Annotated in this window: 14 protein-coding genes; 6 read left to right on the top strand and 8 right to left on the bottom strand. The window is 70.7% G+C overall.

Annotated features, from left to right (window positions below; genetic code table 11):
* The first annotated feature begins 56 nt into the window (after positions 1-56).
* On the top strand, positions 57-806 hold the full coding sequence (locus ADK54_RS21225; RefSeq protein WP_053727249.1) for a response regulator: 750 nt from the start codon (positions 57-59) through the stop codon (positions 804-806).
* Here the strand turns inward: ADK54_RS21225 and ADK54_RS21220 are convergent.
* Positions 799-1,974, bottom strand: a complete 1,176-nt coding sequence (locus ADK54_RS21220; protein WP_199827011.1) for a winged helix-turn-helix domain-containing protein — start codon at positions 1,972-1,974, stop codon at positions 799-801. The two genes, ADK54_RS21225 and ADK54_RS21220, sit on opposite strands and share 8 nt — an antisense overlap.
* A gap of 44 nt (positions 1,975-2,018) precedes the next feature.
* The gene (locus ADK54_RS21215; RefSeq protein WP_053727247.1) at positions 2,019-2,591 is read right to left on the bottom strand and encodes a GNAT family N-acetyltransferase; all 573 of its coding nucleotides are present in this window, start codon (positions 2,589-2,591) and stop codon (positions 2,019-2,021) included.
* Positions 2,592-2,788: 197 nt separating this feature from the next.
* Between ADK54_RS21215 and secA the strand changes: the two genes are divergently transcribed.
* Positions 2,789-5,641 carry a preprotein translocase subunit SecA gene (gene secA / locus ADK54_RS21210; RefSeq protein ID WP_053727246.1) on the top strand — a complete coding sequence of 951 codons (2,853 nt, stop codon included), beginning with the start codon at positions 2,789-2,791 and terminating at the stop codon, positions 5,639-5,641.
* Positions 5,642-5,728: 87 nt separating this feature from the next.
* Here the strand turns inward: secA and ADK54_RS21205 are convergent, their stop codons facing one another.
* Positions 5,729-6,136, bottom strand: coding sequence for an Rv3235 family protein (locus ADK54_RS21205; protein ID WP_053727245.1), 408 nt, complete (start codon positions 6,134-6,136; stop codon positions 5,729-5,731).
* 274 nt (positions 6,137-6,410) lie between these two features.
* On the opposite strand from ADK54_RS21205, the gene ADK54_RS21200 reads away from it, so the two are divergent.
* Both ADK54_RS21200 and ADK54_RS21195 read left to right on the top strand, forming a co-directional pair.
* Entirely contained in the window at positions 6,411-6,917 is a 507-nt protein-coding gene (locus ADK54_RS21200; RefSeq protein ID WP_053727244.1) for a DUF6912 family protein, read from the top strand.
* A 78-nt stretch (positions 6,918-6,995) separates the two neighbouring features.
* The gene (locus tag ADK54_RS21195; RefSeq protein ID WP_053727243.1) at positions 6,996-7,691 is read left to right on the top strand and encodes an HAD family hydrolase; all 696 of its coding nucleotides are present in this window, start codon (positions 6,996-6,998) and stop codon (positions 7,689-7,691) included.
* 23 nt (positions 7,692-7,714) lie between these two features.
* Here the strand turns inward: ADK54_RS21195 and ADK54_RS21190 are convergent, their stop codons facing one another.
* A complete protein-coding gene (locus tag ADK54_RS21190) occupies positions 7,715-8,281 on the bottom strand; it encodes a DJ-1/PfpI family protein (protein ID WP_053727242.1) in 567 nt (188 codons plus the stop codon).
* Positions 8,282-8,742: 461 nt separating this feature from the next.
* Between ADK54_RS21190 and ADK54_RS21185 the strand changes: the two genes are divergently transcribed.
* Entirely contained in the window at positions 8,743-13,734 is a 4,992-nt protein-coding gene (locus tag ADK54_RS21185; protein WP_053727241.1) for an NAD-glutamate dehydrogenase, read from the top strand.
* Between the two features lie 74 nt (positions 13,735-13,808).
* On the opposite strand, the gene ADK54_RS21180 is transcribed toward ADK54_RS21185, so the two are convergent.
* The 3 genes from ADK54_RS21180 to ADK54_RS21170 form a co-directional block, all read right to left on the bottom strand.
* Entirely contained in the window at positions 13,809-15,083 is a 1,275-nt protein-coding gene (locus tag ADK54_RS21180) for a glycosyltransferase 87 family protein (RefSeq protein WP_053727240.1), read from the bottom strand.
* Between the two features lie 171 nt (positions 15,084-15,254).
* Positions 15,255-16,043, bottom strand: a complete 789-nt coding sequence (locus ADK54_RS21175) for an ABC transporter ATP-binding protein (protein ID WP_053727263.1) — start codon at positions 16,041-16,043, stop codon at positions 15,255-15,257.
* A gap of 40 nt (positions 16,044-16,083) precedes the next feature.
* A complete protein-coding gene (locus ADK54_RS21170; protein ID WP_053727262.1) occupies positions 16,084-16,983 on the bottom strand; it encodes an ABC transporter permease in 900 nt (299 codons plus the stop codon).
* 204 nt (positions 16,984-17,187) lie between these two features.
* On the opposite strand from ADK54_RS21170, the gene ADK54_RS21165 reads away from it, so the two are divergent.
* Positions 17,188-17,820 (top strand): TetR/AcrR family transcriptional regulator, encoded by a 633-nt coding sequence (locus tag ADK54_RS21165; RefSeq protein WP_053727239.1) that lies wholly within the window; start codon positions 17,188-17,190, stop codon positions 17,818-17,820.
* Between the two features lie 188 nt (positions 17,821-18,008).
* On the opposite strand, the gene ADK54_RS21160 is transcribed toward ADK54_RS21165, so the two are convergent.
* Complete coding sequence (locus ADK54_RS21160) at positions 18,009-20,252, bottom strand: bifunctional glycosyltransferase/CDP-glycerol:glycerophosphate glycerophosphotransferase (protein ID WP_053727238.1); 2,244 nt, start codon at positions 20,250-20,252, stop codon at positions 18,009-18,011.
* Between the last annotated feature and the right edge of the window lie 153 nt (positions 20,253-20,405).

Raw genomic sequence — 20,405 nt, 5'->3', positions numbered from 1 at the left:
GGAGCGTGGTTGGTGCCGCACACCAACTCGGGCCACGGCCTTCAGGGGGAGGAACGATGGCGGACAGCTTCGGGCCGGTGCACGACGGTTCCCATGCCGACAGCCCGAACGGCGGGGCCTGCGTGGACGCGGGCACCTCCCGCAAGGAGCCGATCCGGGTCCTGGTGGTGGACGACCACGCCCTGTTCCGCCGGGGCCTGGAGATCGTGCTGGCGGCCGAGGAGGACATCCAGGTCGTCGGCGAGGCGGGGGACGGCGCGGAGGCGGTGGACAAGGCGGCCGACCTGCTGCCGGACATCGTGCTGATGGACGTGCGGATGCCCCGGCGCGGCGGCATCGAGGCCTGCACCTCCATCAAGGAGGTGGCCCCCAGCGCGAAGATCATCATGCTGACGATCAGTGACGAGGAGGCCGATCTTTACGACGCCATCAAGGCGGGCGCGACCGGCTATCTCCTCAAGGAGATCTCCACCGACGAGGTCGCGACCGCGATCCGGGCGGTGGCCGACGGGCAGTCGCAGATCAGCCCCTCGATGGCCTCCAAGCTGCTCACCGAGTTCAAGTCGATGATCCAGCGCACCGACGAGCGCCGTCTGGTGCCCGCGCCCCGGCTCACCGACCGCGAGCTGGAGGTCCTCAAGCTGGTCGCCACGGGGATGAACAACCGTGACATCGCCAAGGAGTTGTTCATCTCCGAGAACACCGTGAAGAACCATGTGCGCAACATCCTGGAGAAGCTGCAGCTGCACTCCAGAATGGAAGCGGTGGTCTACGCGATGCGCGAGAAGATCCTGGAGATCAGGTAGCCAGCGCCGAGGTGAGCGCCGCCGCCTCCTGAGGAGTCCCGGCCCGTTCGACGCGTACGGAGTCGCAGCCCACCCACTCGGCGGCCTCCAGCAGGGCCTGCGCCATGGGCCGCACGGCCTTCGGCGAGTCCAGCGAGACCTGCTTGGCGACCAGGGTGCGGCCCTCGCGCGCCGGGTCGACGCGGCCGATCAGCCGGCCGCCGGAGAGCAGCGGCATCGCGAAGTACCCGTGGATCCGCTTGGGCTTGGGGACGTACGCCTCCAGGCGGTGGGTGAAGCCGAAGATCCGCTCCGTGCGGGCGCGCTCCCAGACCAGGGAGTCGAACGGCGAAAGCAGCGTGGTGCGGTGGCGGCCGCGCGGCTCGGTGGCCAGCGCCTCGGGGTCGGCCCAGGCGGGCTTGGACCAGCCCCGCACGCTGACCGGCACCAGGCCCGAGTCGGCGACCACCGCGTCGAACTGCTCGCCCTTGAGGCGGTGGTAGTCCGCGATGTCCGCCCGGGTGCCCACGCCGAGCGACTGCCCCGCGAGCCGCACCAGGCGGCGCAGGCACTCGGTGTCGTCCAGGTCGTCGTGCAGCACCGCGTCCGGAATGGCGCGCTCGGCCAGGTCGTACACCCGCTTCCAGCCGCGCCGCTCGGTGCAGACCACCTCGCCGTACATCAGCGCCCGCTCGACGGCGACCTTGGACGCCGACCAGTCCCACCACTCGCCCTTGTTCTTGGCGCCGCCCAAGTCCGTTGCCGTGAGCGGGCCTTCGGCGCGCAGCTGCTTGATCACCTGCTCGTACGCGCCGTCCGGCAGCTCGTGGCTCCAGTGCGGCCGGGAGCGGTAGGCGCGGCGGCGGAAGGCGAAGTGCGGCCACTCCTCGACGGGCAGGATGCAGGCTGCGTGCGACCAGTACTCGAAGGAGTGGCCGCCGCTCCAGTACGCCTCCTCGACGGTCTTGCGGCCGATCGCGCCGAGGCGGGCGTACGGGACGAGCTCGTGCGAGCGGGCGAGCACGGAGATGGTGTCGAGCTGGACCGCGCCCAGGTGACGCAGCACCCCGCGCACCCCGCGCACCCCGGCCCGCCGGTCGGGCGCGCCCAGGAAGCCCTGGGCGCGCAGGGCGATCCGGCGGGCCTCGTCGGCGGACAGTTCGGCGGCGGGAGGCGGCAGGCTCGTCATGCTCCGCACGATAGTGGCCGCCACTGACAACGCCCGGGCCGGGATCAGCCCTGCGCGGGCAGGTACGGGAGCGCGCTCGGCAGGCCCAGGTCCGAGGGGAGCAGGGCGCCGACCCAGCTGTCGCGGCGGGTGCCCTTGTTGAACAGGGCGCCGCGCAGGGTGCCCTCCAGGGTGAAGCCGGCCTTCTCGGCCACCTTGCGCGAGCCCGCGTTGCCGACCTCGGCCCGCCACTCCAGGCGGTCGATCCCGAGCTCCGTGAACGCCCAGCGGGCCAGGCGCAGCAGCGCCTCCGTGGTGTAGCCGTGGCCGCGGTGCTCGGCCACCGCCCAGAAGCCGATCTCGGCGGTGCCCGTCCCGCGCGCCATCACGCCCATGAGGGCGAGCAGCGGCCCGCCGTCCTTGGGGAAGATCGCGAAGCAGTACTCGGTGCCGGTCGCCCAGGACTCCGGCGCGATCTTGCCGGCGAAGGTCTCGGCGTCCTCGCGGGTGTAGGGCGAGGGGACGGTGGTCCAGCGCTGGACGGCCGGGTCCTGGGCGCCCTCGTACACGGCGTCGATGTCCTGGGGGCCGAGCGGGCGCAGCAGCAGTCGCTCCGAGGTGAGTGTCACGGGTTCCATCGCCCGATTCTGCGTGGGCCGGGCAGCCGGAGCCACCTCATTTCCCCGTCAGCCCGGCACCTTCGGACAGTCCCGTCCGTTGTCGTAACGGCAGACCTCCCGGCGCGGCCGGGTCCTCGCATACGATGACCGTTGCTGTACCCCTACCCATAGCCACTCGACCGCGCCAGGCCCGACCGGCAAGGAGACCAACCCCCGTGTCCGTCCTCTCAAAGATCATGCGTGCAGGCGAAGGCAAGATCCTGCGCAAGCTGCACCGCATCGCGGACCAGGTCAACTCCATCGAAGAGGACTTCGTCAACCTCTCCGACGCCGAGCTGCGTGCCCTCACCGACGAGTACAAGGAGCGGTACGCGGCCGGCGAGAGCCTGGACGACCTGCTGCCCGAGGCTTTCGCGACCGTGCGCGAGGCCGCCAAGCGCGTCCTCGGCCAGCGTCACTACGACGTCCAGATGATGGGTGGCGCCGCCCTGCACCTCGGCTACGTCGCCGAGATGAAGACGGGTGAGGGCAAGACCCTCGTCGGCACGCTGCCGGCGTACCTCAACGCCCTGTCCGGCAAGGGCGTGCACCTGATCACGGTCAACGACTACCTGGCCGAGCGCGACTCCGAGATGATGGGCCGGGTGCACAAGTTCCTCGGTCTTGAGGTCGGTTGCATCCTCGCCAACATGTCGCCCGCCGAGCGTCGCGCCATGTACAACTGCGACATCACGTACGGCACGAACAACGAGTTCGGCTTCGACTACCTCCGCGACAACATGGCGTGGTCCCAGGACGAGCTCGTCCAGCGCGGCCACAACTTCGCGATCGTCGACGAGGTCGACTCGATCCTGGTCGACGAGGCCCGTACGCCGCTGATCATCTCCGGCCCGGCCGACCAGGCCACCAAGTGGTACGGCGACTTCGCCAAGCTGGTGACGCGCCTGTCCAAGGGCGAGGCGGGCAACCCGCTCAAGGGCATCGAGGAGACCGGCGACTACGAGGTCGACGAGAAGAAGCGCACCGTCGCCATCCACGAGCCGGGCGTCGCCAAGGTCGAGGACTGGCTGGGCATCGACAACCTCTACGAGTCGGTGAACACCCCGCTGGTCGGTTACCTGAACAACGCCATCAAGGCGAAGGAACTGTTCAAGAAGGACAAGGACTACGTCGTCATGGACGGCGAAGTCATGATCGTCGACGAGCACACCGGCCGTATCCTCGCCGGCCGCCGCTACAACGAGGGCATGCACCAGGCGATCGAGGCGAAGGAAGGGGTGGACATCAAGGACGAGAACCAGACGCTCGCCACGATCACCCTGCAGAACTTCTTCCGCCTCTACAAGCGCCACGACCAGGAGGGCAAGGAAGTCCCGGGCCTGTCCGGCATGACCGGTACGGCGATGACCGAGGCCGCCGAGTTCCACCAGATCTACAAGCTGGGCGTCGTTCCGATCCCGACCAACCGGCCGATGGTCCGCAAGGACCAGTCCGACCTGATCTACCGCACCGAGGTCGCGAAGTTCGAGGCGGTCGTCGACGACATCGCCGAGAAGCACGAGAAGGGCCAGCCGATCCTGGTCGGCACCACCTCGGTCGAGAAGTCCGAGTACCTCTCGCAGCAGCTCTCCAAGCGCGGCATCCAGCACGAGGTGCTCAACGCCAAGCAGCACGACCGGGAGGCGACGATCGTCGCCCAGGCCGGCCGCAAGGGCGCCGTCACCGTCGCCACGAACATGGCCGGACGAGGCACCGACATCAAGCTCGGCGGTAACCCGGACGACCTCGCCGAGGCCGAGCTGCGCCAGGCCGGTCTCGACCCGGTCGAGCACGTCGAGGAGTGGGCCGCGGCGCTGCCCGCAGCCCTGGAGAAGGCCGAGCTCGCCGTCAAGGCCGAGTTCGAAGAGGTCAAGGAGCTCGGCGGCCTGTACGTGCTCGGCACCGAGCGGCACGAGTCGCGGCGCATCGACAACCAGCTGCGCGGCCGCTCCGGCCGTCAGGGCGACCCGGGCGAGTCCCGCTTCTACCTGTCGCTCGGCGACGACCTGATGCGCCTGTTCAAGGCCCAGATGGTCGAGCGCGTCATGTCGATGGCGAACGTTCCGGACGACGTCCCGATCGAGAACAAGATGGTGACGCGCGCGATCGCGTCCGCCCAGTCGCAGGTCGAGCAGCAGAACTTCGAGACGCGCAAGAACGTCCTGAAGTACGACGAGGTGCTCAACCGTCAGCGCGAGGTCATCTACGGCGAGCGCCGCCGCGTCCTGGAGGGCGAGGACCTGCACGAGCAGGTCAGGCACTTCATGGACGACACGATCGACGCCTACATCCAGGCCGAGACCGTCGAGGGCTTCGCCGAGGAGTGGGACCTGGACCGGCTGTGGGGCGCCTTCAAGCAGCTCTACCCGGTGAAGGTCACCGTGGAGGAGCTGGAGGACGCGGCGGGCGACCGGGCGGGCATCACCGCCGAGTTCATCGCCGAGTCCGTCAAGGACGACATCTACGAGCAGTACGCCTCCCGTGAGGAGCAGCTCGGCTCCGACATCATGCGCGAGCTGGAGCGCCGCGTGGTCCTGTCGGTCCTGGACCGCAAGTGGCGTGAGCACCTCTACGAGATGGACTACCTCCAGGAGGGCATCGGCCTGCGGGCCATGGCGCAGAAGGACCCGCTGGTCGAGTACCAGCGCGAGGGCTTCGACATGTTCAACGCCATGATGGAGGGCATCAAGGAGGAGTCGGTCGGCTACCTGTTCAACCTGGAGGTCCAGGTCGAGCAGCAGGTCGAGGAGGTCCCGGTCGAGGACGCTCCGGCCGACGTGCCCTCGCTCAGCAAGGAGGACGCCATCCCGGCCGCGCGTCCGGAGATCCGGGCCAAGGGCCTGGACGCCCCGCAGCGCCCGGACCGGCTGCACTTCTCGGCGCCGACGGTGGACGGCGAGGGCGGCGTCGTCGAGGGTGACTTCGACAACGGTGACGACGAGCCCACCCGCTCGGAGTCGGACGGCCTGACGCGCGCCGAGCGCCGCAAGGCCCAGAAGACCACGGGCGGCCGCCGCCGCAAGAAGTAAGCCGCAAGAAGCAGTCGGCGGCGGTACGTCGTCGAGGGGCCCGGCACCGGGAAGGTGCCGGGCCCCTTTTTGCCGTCGGCCCCTTCGCTATGCCGGGACCCGCTCGCCGCCCAGCTCGACCGCGGCGCACCGCCAGCGCAGATCGGCGCCCCGCTCCAGGCGGAAGGCCATGGCGCGCACCTGCTCGCCCGCCGCGATGCAGGCGGCCGCCTCGACGATCCCGCGGTCCAGCGGGGCCGCGCGGCAGGACCGTACGACGGGACGGGTGCCGCGGGTGCGGAACGGGGTGCGCGGGGCGAGCCGCACCAGCTGCTCGTACGCGTCCCCGACGGTCAGGCCCAGCATCCAGTGCACCGGGCGCTCGCCGCTGAGCACCGCGAGGAGTTTCTGCGCGAACAGCTCGTGCGGGGTCAGCCGCTGTGGGCGCCGGACTCCGGTGCTGCCGGGCCTGCGCTGGTCGCCGCGTCCCGCCGGCCCGGTCGTGGTCCTGCTCATGGCTGCCGCCCCCTTCGATACCAGTGGGTAACTTCTGTTGGGGATCTTGTACGGGGGCGGCGGGAGCGGCCGCAAGGACCGACCCGGGGCGCGGCGGGGCCATCCGGATTCACCTATCCGGGTGAGTGGGTGAGCTGTCTTCCCAGGTGAGGGCCGGTACGGCAGGCTCCGTCGGACAGAGGAGCCGAGTCGGTACCGGCAGCTCGAAGGGGGACTCCCGCGCGTATCCTGAACCCGTCTCACGACCGGGACGACGAGAAGAGAGCGGTCTGTCATGCGCGTCTACGTACCCCTGACCATCTCCGGTCTCGCGGCGGCACACGGCGCGGGAGAGCTCGGCCCCGGCCCGCTCACCGCCTACGCCGTCACTCCCGGCCTGCGCGAGTGGTACGTCTCCGACGACATCGAGGAGCTGGAGTACGCGGCGCTCAGCCGGGCCGCGGCCGCCTCGCTGCGGCTGCTCGCCGGAGCGCCCGACACGGCCCGGCGCCGCGTCGTGATCGCCGTGGACGTGCCGGACAACACGGTGGCCGCCGACCCCGACAGCGCCTTGGACGCCGGCTCGCTGGGCGAGGTCCGGATCGCCTCCGCCGTGGCACTGGCCAAGGCGGCCGCGGTGCACGTGGACGCCGAGGACGCGGTGTCCGATGTGACGGCCGCGGCCGACGCGCTCGGCGCCGCCGACCACGGTGACGACGACGCCCAGTTCACCGTGGACGGGGCCGAGGACCACGAACTGCTCTGGTTCGGGGTGCAGGAGATCCCCAACCTGATCGCCTGATCTCTCGCCCGACCTGCCCTGACCTGCGGATACGGCCGCTCGTGGTCGATTGTCGGTGGGGGTGGGTACCGTTTTGGCATGGGGAACGGCAGGCAGGACACGGGGAAGCGCCCGGCGCATCTGGTCTGGGACTGGAACGGCACGCTGCTCGACGACAACGTGGCGATCATCGAGGCGACCAACGCCGCCTTCGCGGAGCTGGGCCTGGAGCCGATCACGCTGGAGCGGTACCGCGATCTGTACTGCGTGCCGGTACCCCGGTTCTACCAGCGCCTGATGGGGCGGCTGCCCACGGACGCCGAGTGGCTGGTCATGGACGAGGCCTTCCACCAGCAGTACTGGGCACGGGCGGATGCCTGCGGGCTCACCGAGGGCGCGGCCGAGCTCCTCGCGGCGCGGTGGGCGGCCGGGCTCAGCCAGTCGCTGCTTTCCATGGCGCCGCACGAACACCTGGTGCCGATCGTGCGGCGGCACGGGATCACCGACCACTTCGTACGGGTTGACGGACGCACCGGGCCCTCGCACGGCAGCAAGGCGGAGCACATGGTGCGCCACCTGACGGCGCTGCGGGCGGCGGACCCCGAGATATCCGGCGAGCGGATCGTGGTGATCGGGGACGCGGTCGACGACGCGGTGGCCGCGGCGGCCGTGGGTGCGAAGGCGGTGCTGTTCACCGGCGGCTCCCACAGCCGGGCCAGCCTCGCCGCGGCGAGGGTGCCGGTCGTCGACTCCCTCGCCGAGGCGGTGGCCGTCGCGGAGGAACTGGTCGGCTGAGCGGGGTTACGTCTGAGCGGGGGTTACGTCACCGGCGCCTTCGCCCGCAGCACCGTAAGGAACTCTCGCATCCAGCGGGAGTGGTCGGGCCAGGCGCGGGCGGAGACCAGGGTGCCGTCCACCACCGTCTCGGCGTCCTGGAAGGTCGCGCCCGCCGTCTGCATGTCCAGCTCAAGGGCGGGATAGGCGGTCACCCGGCGCCCGCTCAGGCCGCCGATCGCGGCCGTCAGGAGCGGGCCGTGGCAGATCTGGGCGACCGGCTTGTCGGTGTCGAAGAAGGCCTTCAGGATCTTCCTCAGCTCCGGGTCGTTGCGGAGGTACTCGGGGGCCCGGCCGCCCGGGATCACCAACGCGGCGTACTGGCCGGGATCGACCTCCGAGAAGGCCAGGTCGGCGGGCCAGGTATAGCCGGGCTTCTCCGTGTACGTGTCGAAGCCGGGCTCGAAATCGTGGATCACGAACCGCAGCTTCTTGCGGGCCGGGGCCGCGATGTGGACGTCGTACCCCTCCTCGCGCAGGCGCTGGTACGGGTAGAGGACTTCCAGGGATTCGGCGGCGTCACCGGTCACGATGAGGATCTTGGCTGCCATGAGTGCACTCCCTCTCAGGGGGCTGGAGCTCAGGGGGCTGGAGGTCGATCGAACCTGCGCATTCCGTACCGTCAACCTGCCCGCGCGGCGACGGTTTGCCAAGAGGGCTCGTTCCCGCCGCCACGTCGCTGTCCAGAGTGTCAAACTTCGGGCCCAGCTTTTGTACACATAAGGCTCATGACGGTTCGGGGGGAAGGGGCGATAGCCTTGTCCCGTGATCAGCGCGATATGCCGCGGAGGCACTGATGCCTCTGCCCTGCGCCCGGAGCACCACCGTGCCCGGGCAGTCGCTGATTCCCTCCACCCGGAATCAGGGCCCGAAGCCACAAAATTGGCCGGTAAGCGCCCGGGTATCTCTCATCGCGGCATAGCGTCGACACCGACCGGACACCCCGCGTCGTGGCGTTGCGTCGCTTCTTTCCCCTACGTCACGCAACGGCGCGCGACAGGAGCCAGAGGACATGCAGACCAAGCTGGACGAAGCCAAGGCCGAGCTGCTCGCACGGGCGGCCCGGGTAGCTGAGAACAGCCCGGCCGGGGGGCCCGGAGGCCTGGGGGACACCCCCCGGACCGACCGGGCAGCCACGACTGGGGCCACGAGCGAGGAAGGTCCCGACCAGGGCGTCCTTCTCGGGTACCTCCAGCGCTACTACCTGCACACCGCTCCCGAGGACCTGGCCGACCGCGACCCGGTCGACGTCTTCGGCGCAGCGCTCTCCCACTACCGGCTCGCGGAGAACCGGCCGCAGGGCACCGCGAACGTCCGGGTGCACACCCCGACCGTCGAGGAGAACGGCTGGACCTGCAGCCACTCCGTCGTCGAGGTGGTCACCGACGACATGCCCTTCCTCGTCGACTCGGTCACCAACGAGCTGTCCCGGCAGAGCCGCGGCATCCACGTCGTGATCCACCCGCAGGTCGTCGTGCGCCGTGACCTCACCGGCAAGCTCATCGAGGTCCTCGACACCGGCGCCCAGACCGCCGAGCTGCCGCACGACGCGCTCACCGAGTCCTGGATCCACGTCGAGATCGACCGCGAGACCGACCGCGCCGACCTGAAGCAGATCACCGCCGACCTGCTGCGCGTCCTGTCCGACGTACGGGAAGCCGTCGAGGACTGGGAGAAGATGCGCGACGCCGCGCTGCGCATCGCCGACGAGCTGCCCAAGGAGCCGAAGGCCGGCGACCTGCGCGACCAGGAGGTCGACGAGGCCCGCGAGCTGCTGCGCTGGCTCTCGGACGACCACTTCACTTTCCTCGGCTACCGCGAGTACCAGCTCACCGACGACGACTCGCTGTCCGCCGTCCCCGGCACCGGCCTCGGCATCCTGCGCTCCGACCCGCAGCACGGCGAGGACGACGGCCACCCCGTCTCGCCGTCCTTCAGCCGGCTGCCCGCCGACGCCCGCGCCAAGGCCCGCGAGCACAAGCTCCTCGTGCTGACCAAGGCCAACAGCCGGGCCACCGTGCACCGGCCCTCCTACCTCGACTACGTCGGCGTGAAGAAGTTCGACGAGCAGGGCAACGTCGTCGGCGAGCGCCGCTTCCTCGGCCTGTTCTCCTCGGCCGCCTACACCGAGTCCGTGCGCCGGGTGCCGGTCGTGCGCCGCAAGGTCGAAGAGGTCCTCAAGGGCGCGGGCTTCTCGCCCAACAGCCACGACGGCCGCGACCTGCTCCAGATCATGGAGACGTACCCGCGCGACGAGCTGTTCCAGACCCCGGCCGACCAGCTGCGTTCCATCGTGACCTCCGTCCTGTACCTCCAGGAGCGGCGCCGGCTGCGCCTGTACCTGCGCCAGGACGAGTACGGCCGCTACTACTCGGCGCTGATCTACCTGCCGCGCGACCGCTACACCACGGGCGTACGGCTGCGGCTCATCGAGATCCTCAAGGAGGAGCTCGGCGGCACCAGCGTCGACTTCACCGCCTGGAACACCGAGTCGATCCTGTCCCGGCTGCACTTCGTGGTGCGCGTCCCGGCCGGCACCGAGCTGACCGAGCTCACCGACGCCGACTCCGACCGCATCGAGGCCCGCCTCGTCGAAGCCGCCCGCTCCTGGGCCGACGGCTTCTCCGACGCGCTGAACGCCGAGTGCGGCGAGGAGCGTGCCGCCGAGCTGCTCCGCCGTTACGGCCACGCGTTCCCCGAGGGTTACAAGGCCGACCACTCGCCGCGTGCGGCGGTCGCCGACCTCGTCCACCTGGAGCAACTAACCCACGGGCGGCGGGACTTCGCGCTCTCCCTGTACGAGCCGGTCGGCGCGGCCCCCGGCGAGCGCCGCTTCAAGATCTACCGGATCGGCGAGCAGGTCTCGCTGTCCGCGGTGCTCCCGGTGCTCCAGCGCCTGGGCGTCGAGGTCACCGACGAGCGGCCCTACGAGCTGCGCTGCGCGGACCGTACGCACGCGTGGATCTACGACTTCGGACTGCGCATGCCGAAGAAGATCAACGGCAACGGCGACTACCTGGCCGACGACGCCCGCGAGCGCTTCCAGGAGGCCTTCGCCGCCACCTGGACGGGCGCCGCCGAGAACGACGGCTTCAATTCCCTCGTGCTGCGCGCCGGTCTCAACTGGCGCCAGGCGATGGTGCTCCGCGCCTACGCCAAGTACCTGCGCCAGGCGGGCTCCACGTTCAGCCAGGACTACATGGAGGACACCCTCCGCGACAACGTCCACACCACCCGGCTGCTCGTCTCGCTCTTCGAGGCCCGGCTCTCGCCGGACCGCCAGCGGGCCGGCACCGAGCTCATCGACGGGCTCCTCGAAGAGCTCGACGGCGCGCTCGACCAGGTGGCGAGCCTCGACGAGGACCGCATCCTGCGCTCCTTCCTCACCGTCATCAAGGCGACCCTGCGCACCAACTTCTTCCAGAAGACCGTGGACGGCACTCCGCACGCGTACGTCTCGATGAAGTTCGACCCGCAGATGATCCCCGACCTCCCGGCGCCCCGCCCGGCGTTCGAGATCTGGGTGTACTCGCCGCGCGTCGAGGGCGTCCACCTGCGCTTCGGCAAGGTCGCCCGCGGCGGCCTTCGCTGGTCCGACCGGCGTGAGGACTTCCGCACCGAGATCCTCGGCCTGGTCAAGGCACAGATGGTGAAGAACACCGTCATCGTGCCGGTCGGCGCCAAGGGCGGCTTCGTCGCCAAGCAGCTCCCCGACCCGTCGGTGGACCGCGACGCCTGGCTCGCCGAGGGCATCGCCAGCTACAAGACGTTCATCTCGGCGCTGCTCGACATCACCGACAACCTGGTCGCGGGCGAGGTCGTCCCGCCGGCCGACGTGGTCCGCCACGACGAGGACGACACCTACCTGGTGGTCGCCGCCGACAAGGGCACCGCCACGTTCTCGGACATCGCCAACGACGTGGCGATCAGCTACGACTTCTGGCTCGGCGACGCCTTCGCCTCCGGCGGCTCCGCCGGATACGACCACAAGGGCATGGGCATCACCGCCCGCGGCGCCTGGGAGTCCGTCAAGCGGCACTTCCGCGAGCTCGGCCACGACAGCCAGACCGAGGACTTCACGGTCGTCGGCGTCGGCGACATGTCGGGCGACGTGTTCGGCAACGGCATGCTGCTCTCCGAGCACATCCGCCTGGTCGCGGCCTTCGACCACCGGCACATCTTCATCGACCCGAAGCCGGACGCGGCCGTCTCCTACGCGGAGCGCCGCCGCCTGTTCGACCTGCCGCGCTCCAGCTGGGCCGACTACAACAAGGAACTGCTCTCGGCGGGCGGCGGCATCCACCCGCGCACCGCCAAGTCGATCCCGCTGAACGCGCACATCCGCGAGGCCCTCGGCATCCCGGCCGGCGTCACCAAGCTGACCCCGGCCGACCTGATGCAGGCCATCCTCAAGGCCCCGGTCGACCTGCTGTGGAACGGCGGCATCGGTACGTACGTGAAGTCGTCGGCGGAGTCCAACGCGGACGTCGGCGACAAGGCCAACGACGCGATCCGCGTCAACGGCGAGGACCTGCGCGTCAAGGTCGTCGGCGAGGGCGGCAACCTGGGCCTGACCCAGCTCGGCCGGATCGAGTTCGACCGCAAGGGCGGCCCCGAGGGCGAGGGCGGCAAGATCAACACCGACGCCATCGACAACAGCGCGGGCGTCGACACCTCCGACCACGAGGTGAACATCAAGATCCTGCTCAACGGCCTGGTGGCGGACGGCGACATGACCGTCAAGCAGCGCAACAAGATCCTCGCCGCGATGACCGACGAGGTCGGCCACCTGGTGCTGCGCAACAACTACGCGCAGAACGTGGCGCTGGCCAACGCGGTCGCGCAGTCGCCCTCGCTGCTCCACGCCCACCAGCGCTACATGCGCCGCCTGGGCCGCGACGGCCATCTGGACCGGGCCCTTGAGTTCCTGCCCAACGACCGCCAGATCCGTGAGCTGCTGAACAGCGGCAAGGGGCTCAGCCAGCCCGAGCTCGCCGTGCTGATGGCGTACACCAAGATCACGGTGGCCGACGAGCTGATCCACACCGGCCTGCCGGACGACCCGCACCTGGCCAAGCTGCTGCACGCCTACTTCCCGCAGCAGCTCCACGAGAAGTTCACCGAGGCCGTCGACGGGCACGCGCTGCGCCGCGAGATCATCACGACGGTGCTGGTCAACGACACCGTCAACATCGGTGGTTCGACGTTCCTGCACCGGCTCCGCGAGGAGACGGGGGCCTCGCTCGAAGAGATCGTGCGGGCGCACGCCGCGGCCCGCGAGATCTTCGGTGTGAGCGGGGTGTGGGACGCCGTCGAGGCGCTCGACAACAAGGTCGCCGCCGACGTCCAGACCCGCATCCGGCTGCACTCGCGCCGCCTTGTGGAGCGCGGCACCCGCTGGCTGCTCAACAACCGGCCGCAGCCGCTCCAGATCGCCGAGACGATCGAGGACTTCTCGGCCGGTGTGGCCCAGGTCTGGGACTCGCTCGCGAACCTGCTGCGGGGCGCCGACCTGGAGTGGTACCAGGGCATCCTGGACGAGCTGACCGGCGTGGGCGTGCCCGAGGAGCTCGCGCGGCGCGTCGCCGGGTTCTCCTCGGTCTTCCCGGCGCTCGACATCGTGGCCATCGCGGCCCGCACCGGCAAGGAGCCGCTCCAGGTCGCCGAGGTCTACTACGACCTCGCGGACCGGCTGCGGATCACCCAGCTCCTGGACCGGATCATCGAGCTGCCGCGGGCCGACCGCTGGCAGTCGATGGCGCGTGCCGCCATCCGCGAGGACCTGTTCGCGGCGCACGCCGGGCTGACCCAGGACGTCCTGTCGGCCGGCAACGGCACGACGCCGCCTGAGCAGCGGTTCAAGGCGTGGGAGGACAAGAACGCGGCGATCCTGGGACGTGCCCGCACCACCCTGGAGGAGATCCAGTCCTCCGACGCGTTCGATCTGGCGAACCTGTCCGTTGCGATGCGGACCATGAGGACGCTGCTGCGCTCGCACAGCTGAGGCTCCCCGCGCCTCCTAGGGGCGCGGGAATGCCGCATTCGTAAGGGGCGTCCACCCTCGTGGTGGGCGCCCCTTCAGCGTTGGGTGGTCGTCGAGGCCGTCACCGTGGAGGTCCACAACCTGCGGCACGACACCAGGGTCGCTGCCAGCAGCAAGGCGTTGCGGGCGGACATCACTCCGGTGCCCAGCGCGGTTCCGGCCATGACCTCGTCGTACAGGCAGGGGAACGCCAGTGCGCTCAACGCGGCCGCGGGGAGCAGGAGTTGGGCCACCGGGCGCTGGCTCGTCCGGCGCGAGGTGAGGCAGGCGGCGGCCAGGCCGAGCAGCCAGATCAGGTACTGGGGGCTGATCACCCGGCTCGTCACGGTGAACAGCAGCACCGCGCAGAGCGCCGCGTCCAGCGGCACCGCCGCCGTCCAGTGCCGGGCGCGCACCCGCCAGAGCAGCAGCCAGCAGAGCGCGAGTCCGGTCAGGGCCAGGCTGAGGGTGGCGAGCGCGGAGACGTACGGGCCGGTGAACTCCATGGCTCCGTACCGGTAGACGACCCGGCCGGGGTGGCCCGCGAGCAGGTGGGCGAGCTGGAGCGCGGTGCCGCCGAGCGATTCGATCTGGATGCCCCGACCGCCCTGCTGGCGGGCGAAGTCCAGGGTGTGGTCGAAGGCGAGGGCGAGCACGGCGAGCAGGGCGGCCGCCGAGCCGAGCGCGCCGAGCAGCGCGCGGCGGGCGCCGCGGCCGGGCGGGGCGCCGATCAGCGTGAGCAGCGGCCACACCTTGACCAGGGCGCCGAGCCCCGCGAGCGCGCCGCCGAGCCCGGGGCGGCGGCGCAGCGTGAGCAGGGCGGCCACCGCGAGGGCGGTGACCTGCACGTCGTAGCGGGCGTACGGGATGTGGAGGAGCAGCGGGAGGCCGCACACCCACAGCCAGGCCCCGGCCGCGCTGCCGCCGGGGCGGGCGCCGGCCCGGACCAGCGCGCGGGCGATCAGCGCGTCGCAGCCGACGGTGACGGCGGTGAAGGCCTGGAAGAAGGTGAGGAAGGGGAGCAGCGAGGGGGCGAGCATGATCGCTCCGGCGCCCGGCGGGTACTGCCAGGTGGGGTCCCCGAGCGGGAAGGCGCCCGTGCCGAGTTGGTCGTGCCAGCGCCGGTAGAGGACGTACACCTCGCCGGTCACCCCGCCGACGCCGAGCCGGTCGGTGACCAGGAGGTGGAGCATCACCGCGCGGGTGGCGAGCCAGCTCGCGACGAGGACCGCGGACCGGGTGCGGCGGCCGGACGCGCCGGGGTCGGGTGCGGCCGCCGGGGCGGGGATGCGGACGCGGGCGGGCGACGGGGGCAGCTGAGAGGGCGTCATCGCGCGAAGCTTATGCGCGGTTTGTCCCGATTCGGAGGAGAGCCGCGACGGGCACGACGTGCGATGCGGGGTGACAGCGGCGTGCGGGGCGCGCGGTGACGGCCTCGCGTCGGGCGTCGCGACAGCAGAGTGCGGGGCGCCCCGACGGCACCCCGCACATCCGCGGACCGGCTACTTCTTCTTCGTGAACTGCTCGTACGCCGCGATGACCTCGTCCGTCGGGCCGTCCATCCGCAGCGTGCCCGACTCCAGCCAGAGGGCCCGCTCGCAGTTCTCCCTGATCGAGGCGTTGCTGTGGCTGACCAGGAAGACGGTGCCCGCCTCCTGGCGCAGCTCGTTGATGCGCTCCTGGCTGCGGCGCTGGAACCGGGCGTCACCGGTGGCCAGGGCCTCGTCGATGAGCAGCACGTCGTGGTTCTTGGCGGCCGCGATGGAGAAGCGCAGCCGCGCGCTCATGCCGGAGGAGTACGTGCGCATGGGGAGCGAGATGAAGTCGTCCTTCTCGTTGATCCCGGAGAAGTCGACGATGTCGTCGTAGCGCTCGCGCACCTCCTCGCGGGACATGCCCATGGCGAGTGCGCCGAGGGTGACGTTGCGCTCGCCGGTCAGGTCGTTCATCAGGGCCGCGTTCACGCCGAGCAGCGACGGCTGGCCCTGGGTGTAGATCTTGCCCCGGGCGGTCGGCAGCAGGCCCGCGACCGCCTTGAGCAGGGTCGACTTGCCCGAGCCGTTGGAACCGATGAGGCCGATCGCCTCGCCGCGCCGGGCCACGAAGGTGACGCCCTTGACGGCGTGCACCTCGCGCATGCCCGGGGTCTCCTTGCGCGAGACGATCCGGTTGAGGGCCGCGGTGGCCCCGCCCTTGCCCTTGGATCCGGTTCCGTTGACCTTGTAGACGATGTGTACGTCGTCGACGATCACGGTCGGCTCGCCGAGTTCGACCGGCGCGCTGTCCGCCACGGCGTCGGCCGGCTCGGCCGACTTGTCCAGCGTCTGGGTGTCAGCCACGTCCGTACTGCTCCTCTGCCTTCCAGAAGTAGATGAAGCCCGCGGCCAGCGCGACGAACGCCCAGCCCGCGGCCACCGCCCACACGTGCGGGGGCAGCTTGTTGGCGTGGAAGCTCTTGATCATCGCGAACCGGACCAGGTCGATGTAGACCGCGGCCGGGTTGAGCCCGAGCAACTGGGCCACCATGTGGTTCATCTTCTTGAGCTGCGGGCCCAGGTTCCACATCACGCCGGACATGTACATCCAGGTACGCAGGATGAACGGCATCACCTGGGCGACGTCCGGGGTCTTCGCGGTGATCCGGGCCATCACGAGCGACAGGCCCGTGTTGAACATCGACTGCAGGACCAGCGCCGGGATCAGCAGCAGCCACGAGACGCCGGGCAGCTGGCCGAAGCACATGATGATGATCGCCAGCGCGGCCAGCGAGAACAGCAGCTGCTGGAGCTGCTGGAGGGCGAGCGAGACCGGCAGCGAGGCGCGCGGGAAGTGCAGCGCCCGCACCAGGCCGATGTTGCCGGTGATCGCGCGGGTGCCCGCCATGATCGAGTTGGCCGTGAAGGTCCAGATGAACACGCCCGTGACCAGCCACGGGATGTAGTCGGGCGTGCTGGACTTGTTGCCCATCAGGATGCCGAAGATGAAGTAGTACACCGCCGCGTTCAGGAGCGGCGTCATCAGCTGCCAGATCTGCCCCAGCTTCGCCTCGCTGTACTGGGCGGTCAGCTTGGCGGTGGCGAACGCGGTGATGAAGTGGCGCCGGGCCCACAGCTGCCGCACGTACTCGGGCAGCGAGGGGCGGGCACCGCTCACCTTCAGGCCGTACTTCTCGGCCAGCTCGGCCGGGCTGAGGGCCTGGTCGCCGGTGTACCGGGCGGACTGCGTCGGGATGGAGGCCGACGCGGCCGATGGTGCTGCGGTCTGGCGCGCAGCTTCGGTCTGGCTCACTACGGTCGCTTTCGCCGGGGGATCCCGGGAGGCTTCCCGGGGCGGGGGATCACTTGCGACGGAACGGGCCCGTATCGTCGCTACGGCGAGAGTAGGACGGCTCCACGTCGCAACGCAACCGTCTCGTCGCAACGCTATGCTCAAGGCATGACCAAGACGGACCCGGAGATCGCCGCGAACCGCCCGCAGTCACGCCGTGCCCCCGCGGGCGCCGCCGTGCTGCGTGAGGACGTGACGGACGCCATCCGGGCGGCCGTCTTCGAGGAACTCGCCGCGGTCGGCTTCGCCCGGATGTCCATCGAGGGCATCGCGCGCCGTGCGGGGGTCGGCAAGACGGCGGTCTACCGCCGGTGGAAGTCGAAGCTCAGTCTGGTCCTGGACCTCGTGTCGGCATTCGCCGAGCAGGGTCTCCCGGTGCCGCACACCGGCTCCCTCTACGGGGACATCCGGGCCCTGCTCGCGGTCGCCTCGCTCGCCCTGCGCCATCCGATCGCCTCGCAGGTCATCCCCGACCTGCTGGTCGAATCCGTACGCCACCCGGAGATCGCCGACGCGATCAAGGCCGCGCTGCTCGACGGGCAGCAGGGCGTTGCCGCGGTTGTCGTCCGCGAGGCGGTCGAGCGGGGCGAGCTGCCCGCCGGGGCGGACCCCGACCGGGCGCTCGACCTGATCGTGGGCCCGCTGTACTGGCGGCTCGTCGTCGTCAAGGGAGCGCTGCCGAAGGGCTACCTGGACGATCTGGCCAAGTCCGCGGTGGCGGCGCTCAAGGCTGTCGCCTAGCTTCAGAGGGGCTTCCGCGTCTTGTTCCGTCGGGTGCGGGCCGCCTTGGGCTGGTCGCGCAGTTCCCCGCGCCCCTGAGGGCGTGGTGCCGCGCCGGAGCCGGGAAGTCTGCGCAGGTCCTCGCCACGCCCCGAAAAGGGGCGCAGCGCTACCGCACACCTCAGCGGAAGATGCTCAGCGCCCCGCACTTAGCGCCGCATGGCAGCCGTCGTCGGGGCGAACTCCGTTCCCCTGACGCGCTGTTCGGGCACGTTCCGGGCCGCGGGGGTCGCCGCCGTGGCCTTCAGGAACACCCGCCGCACCACCCGCTCCGCCGCGTGCCCGTCGTCGTACGGGCAGAAGCGGGTGCGGAAGGCGGACCTCAGCTGGGCCGAGCGGGAGCCGCGCCAGTGGCCGGTGGTGAAGATGTCGATCAGCTCGTCCTCGGTGCGGGCGACCGCGCCCGGCGGGCGGGTCCGCAGGTCGAAGTAGGTGCCCCGGGCCGCCTCGTACGCCTCGCGGTCGTCGTCGAGGATCACGATCGGCCGGTCCAGGCCGGCGTAGTCGAACATCAGGGACGAGTAGTCCGTGACGAGCGCGTCCGAGACCAGGAAGAGCTCCTCGATGCTCGGGTACCCCGTGACGTCCAGGACGCGCGGCAGCGGCGTCCGGTTCAGCGGGGCCCGGTAGGAGAAGTGGGCGCGGGTCAGCAGGAAGAACTCCGGGCCGAGCGCGCGGCCGAACCGGTCCAGGTCGAGCGGAAGGTGCTGGCTGCGGCTGTAGTCGCGATGCGTCGGCGCGTACAGGACGACCGTCGACTGCCCCGGAATGCCGAGCAGTTCGCGCAGCCCGGCCGTGCCGGCGGGGGTGGCGCGGCGCAGCACGTCGTTGCGCGGGCTGCCGTATTCGAGCGTGGTGTACGCGGCCGGGAAGGCGCGCTCGCCGACGAGGGTGGCGTGCCGGTTGGCGGTCAGGGCGTAGTCCCACTTGTCGGCGTCGGCGAGAAGGCGGGTGGCGTCGGTGCCGCGTGAGGCTGCCGGACGGTCCGTCAGATCCAGGCCCACCGACTTGAGCGGCGTTCCGTGGTGGGTCTGGAGCAGGATCTGGCCGGGCCGCTTGACCAGGCGGTGGTCGAACTCGACGTTGTTCACCAGGTACTTGGCGCGGGCGAGCGCCGCGAAGTATCCGAAGCTCTCGGGGCGGATGCGGCGGGTGGCCGACGGCACCGTCGTGTCCTGCTCGGGCGTGGTGATCCAGGCGGTCCGCATGCCGGGGACGAGTTCGCGGACCTTGGCCTCGATGGCGGCCGGGTTGCACGTGTAGCCGCGGTTCCAGTACGCGCTGAACACCGCCAGGTCGTCGTGTACGGGGAGGCGGCGCTGGATGCGGTAGTGCAGCCGCAGGGCGGTCGTGCGGGCCGGGCGCACCACCGCCGCGGCGAATGCCCGGGCGCGGGCGCGCAGCGCGCGGATCCCCCGCAGCGCGCGGTGGGTGCGATACGTGGCGAAGCGGACCCCGGCGTAGCACAGCCCGGCGGCGCCCGGCGCGCGGTGGCGGCCGTAGTGGGCGCGGGCCAGGCGGAAGAACTCGGCGCGGGTGCGCGCGGACAGGCCGGGCGAGGTGAGCACGGTGGCGGAGGCGGCCGCGAGGTGGTCGGCCATCCGGCGCGCGAGCACCGGGCGCCAACTGCTGAGTGCCGGGCGGGAGTCGACGAAGTCGAAGACGCGGTCGTACTGCGGGAAGAGGTCGAAGTGGCGGCCGGGTGCGGGGTCCGTGCCGCGCCGTCTGCGGTGGTGTACGCAGACCCGCTCCAGGGTGCTGAGCGAACCCGCCGCGAGCAGGGCCGCGTACGACCAGAAGGTGTCCGTGTGCCGGCCGGGCGTGAAGGCGAGCCCCTCGCGCTCGGTGAACTCCCGCCGGTACGCCTTGTTCCAGGACGGGGACGGCTGCTTCAACAGGTCCGGGCGCTCGGTCAGTTGGAAGGGGGCGGGGCCCGACTCGGTGAGGTGCGGCGGAAGGTGGAGCCCCTCCGTCTCGCCCGACCAGTGCGTGCGGGCGTGGCCGAAGACCAGGACGTCGGGGTCGCCCGACGCCTTGAGCCGGTCGGCGATGTCGCGCAGGGCGTGCGGGGCCAGGGTGTCGTCGCCGTCGAGGAACAGGACGTACTCACCGGTGGCGCGGGCGAGCCCGGCGTTGCGGGCGGGGCCCGGCCCCTGGCCCGGGTCGGCAGGGTCCGGGGGCAGGTGGACGGCGACGACCCGGGGATCACGGGCGGCGAACTCGTCGATGATCTCGCCGCAGGAGTCGGGGGAGCCGGCGTCGACCGCGATCACTTCCAGGTCGAACGCCGGGCTCTCGTCACTCTCGTACGTCTGACTCAGTACCGATTCCAGACAGGGATGAAGATAGGCCTGGAGCTTGTACGCGGGCACGATGACGCTGAACCGGGGCAACGGACATCCTGGGGGCGTGAGAAGACACGGGCGGATGGCCCGTGAACGTCCGAAGGAGTGATCCGGTTACGCCGCTGGTGCCGTCCGGCGTATTCGCGCGATCATGCGCTTGACGTGGTGTCATGCGATCGCGCGGCCATGATCGTTCGATCG

Source organism: Streptomyces sp. WM6378, from assembly GCF_001279695.1.
GTDB lineage: Bacteria > Actinomycetota > Actinomycetes > Streptomycetales > Streptomycetaceae > Streptomyces.
This window is presented reverse-complemented; position numbering and strand designations above follow the sequence as displayed.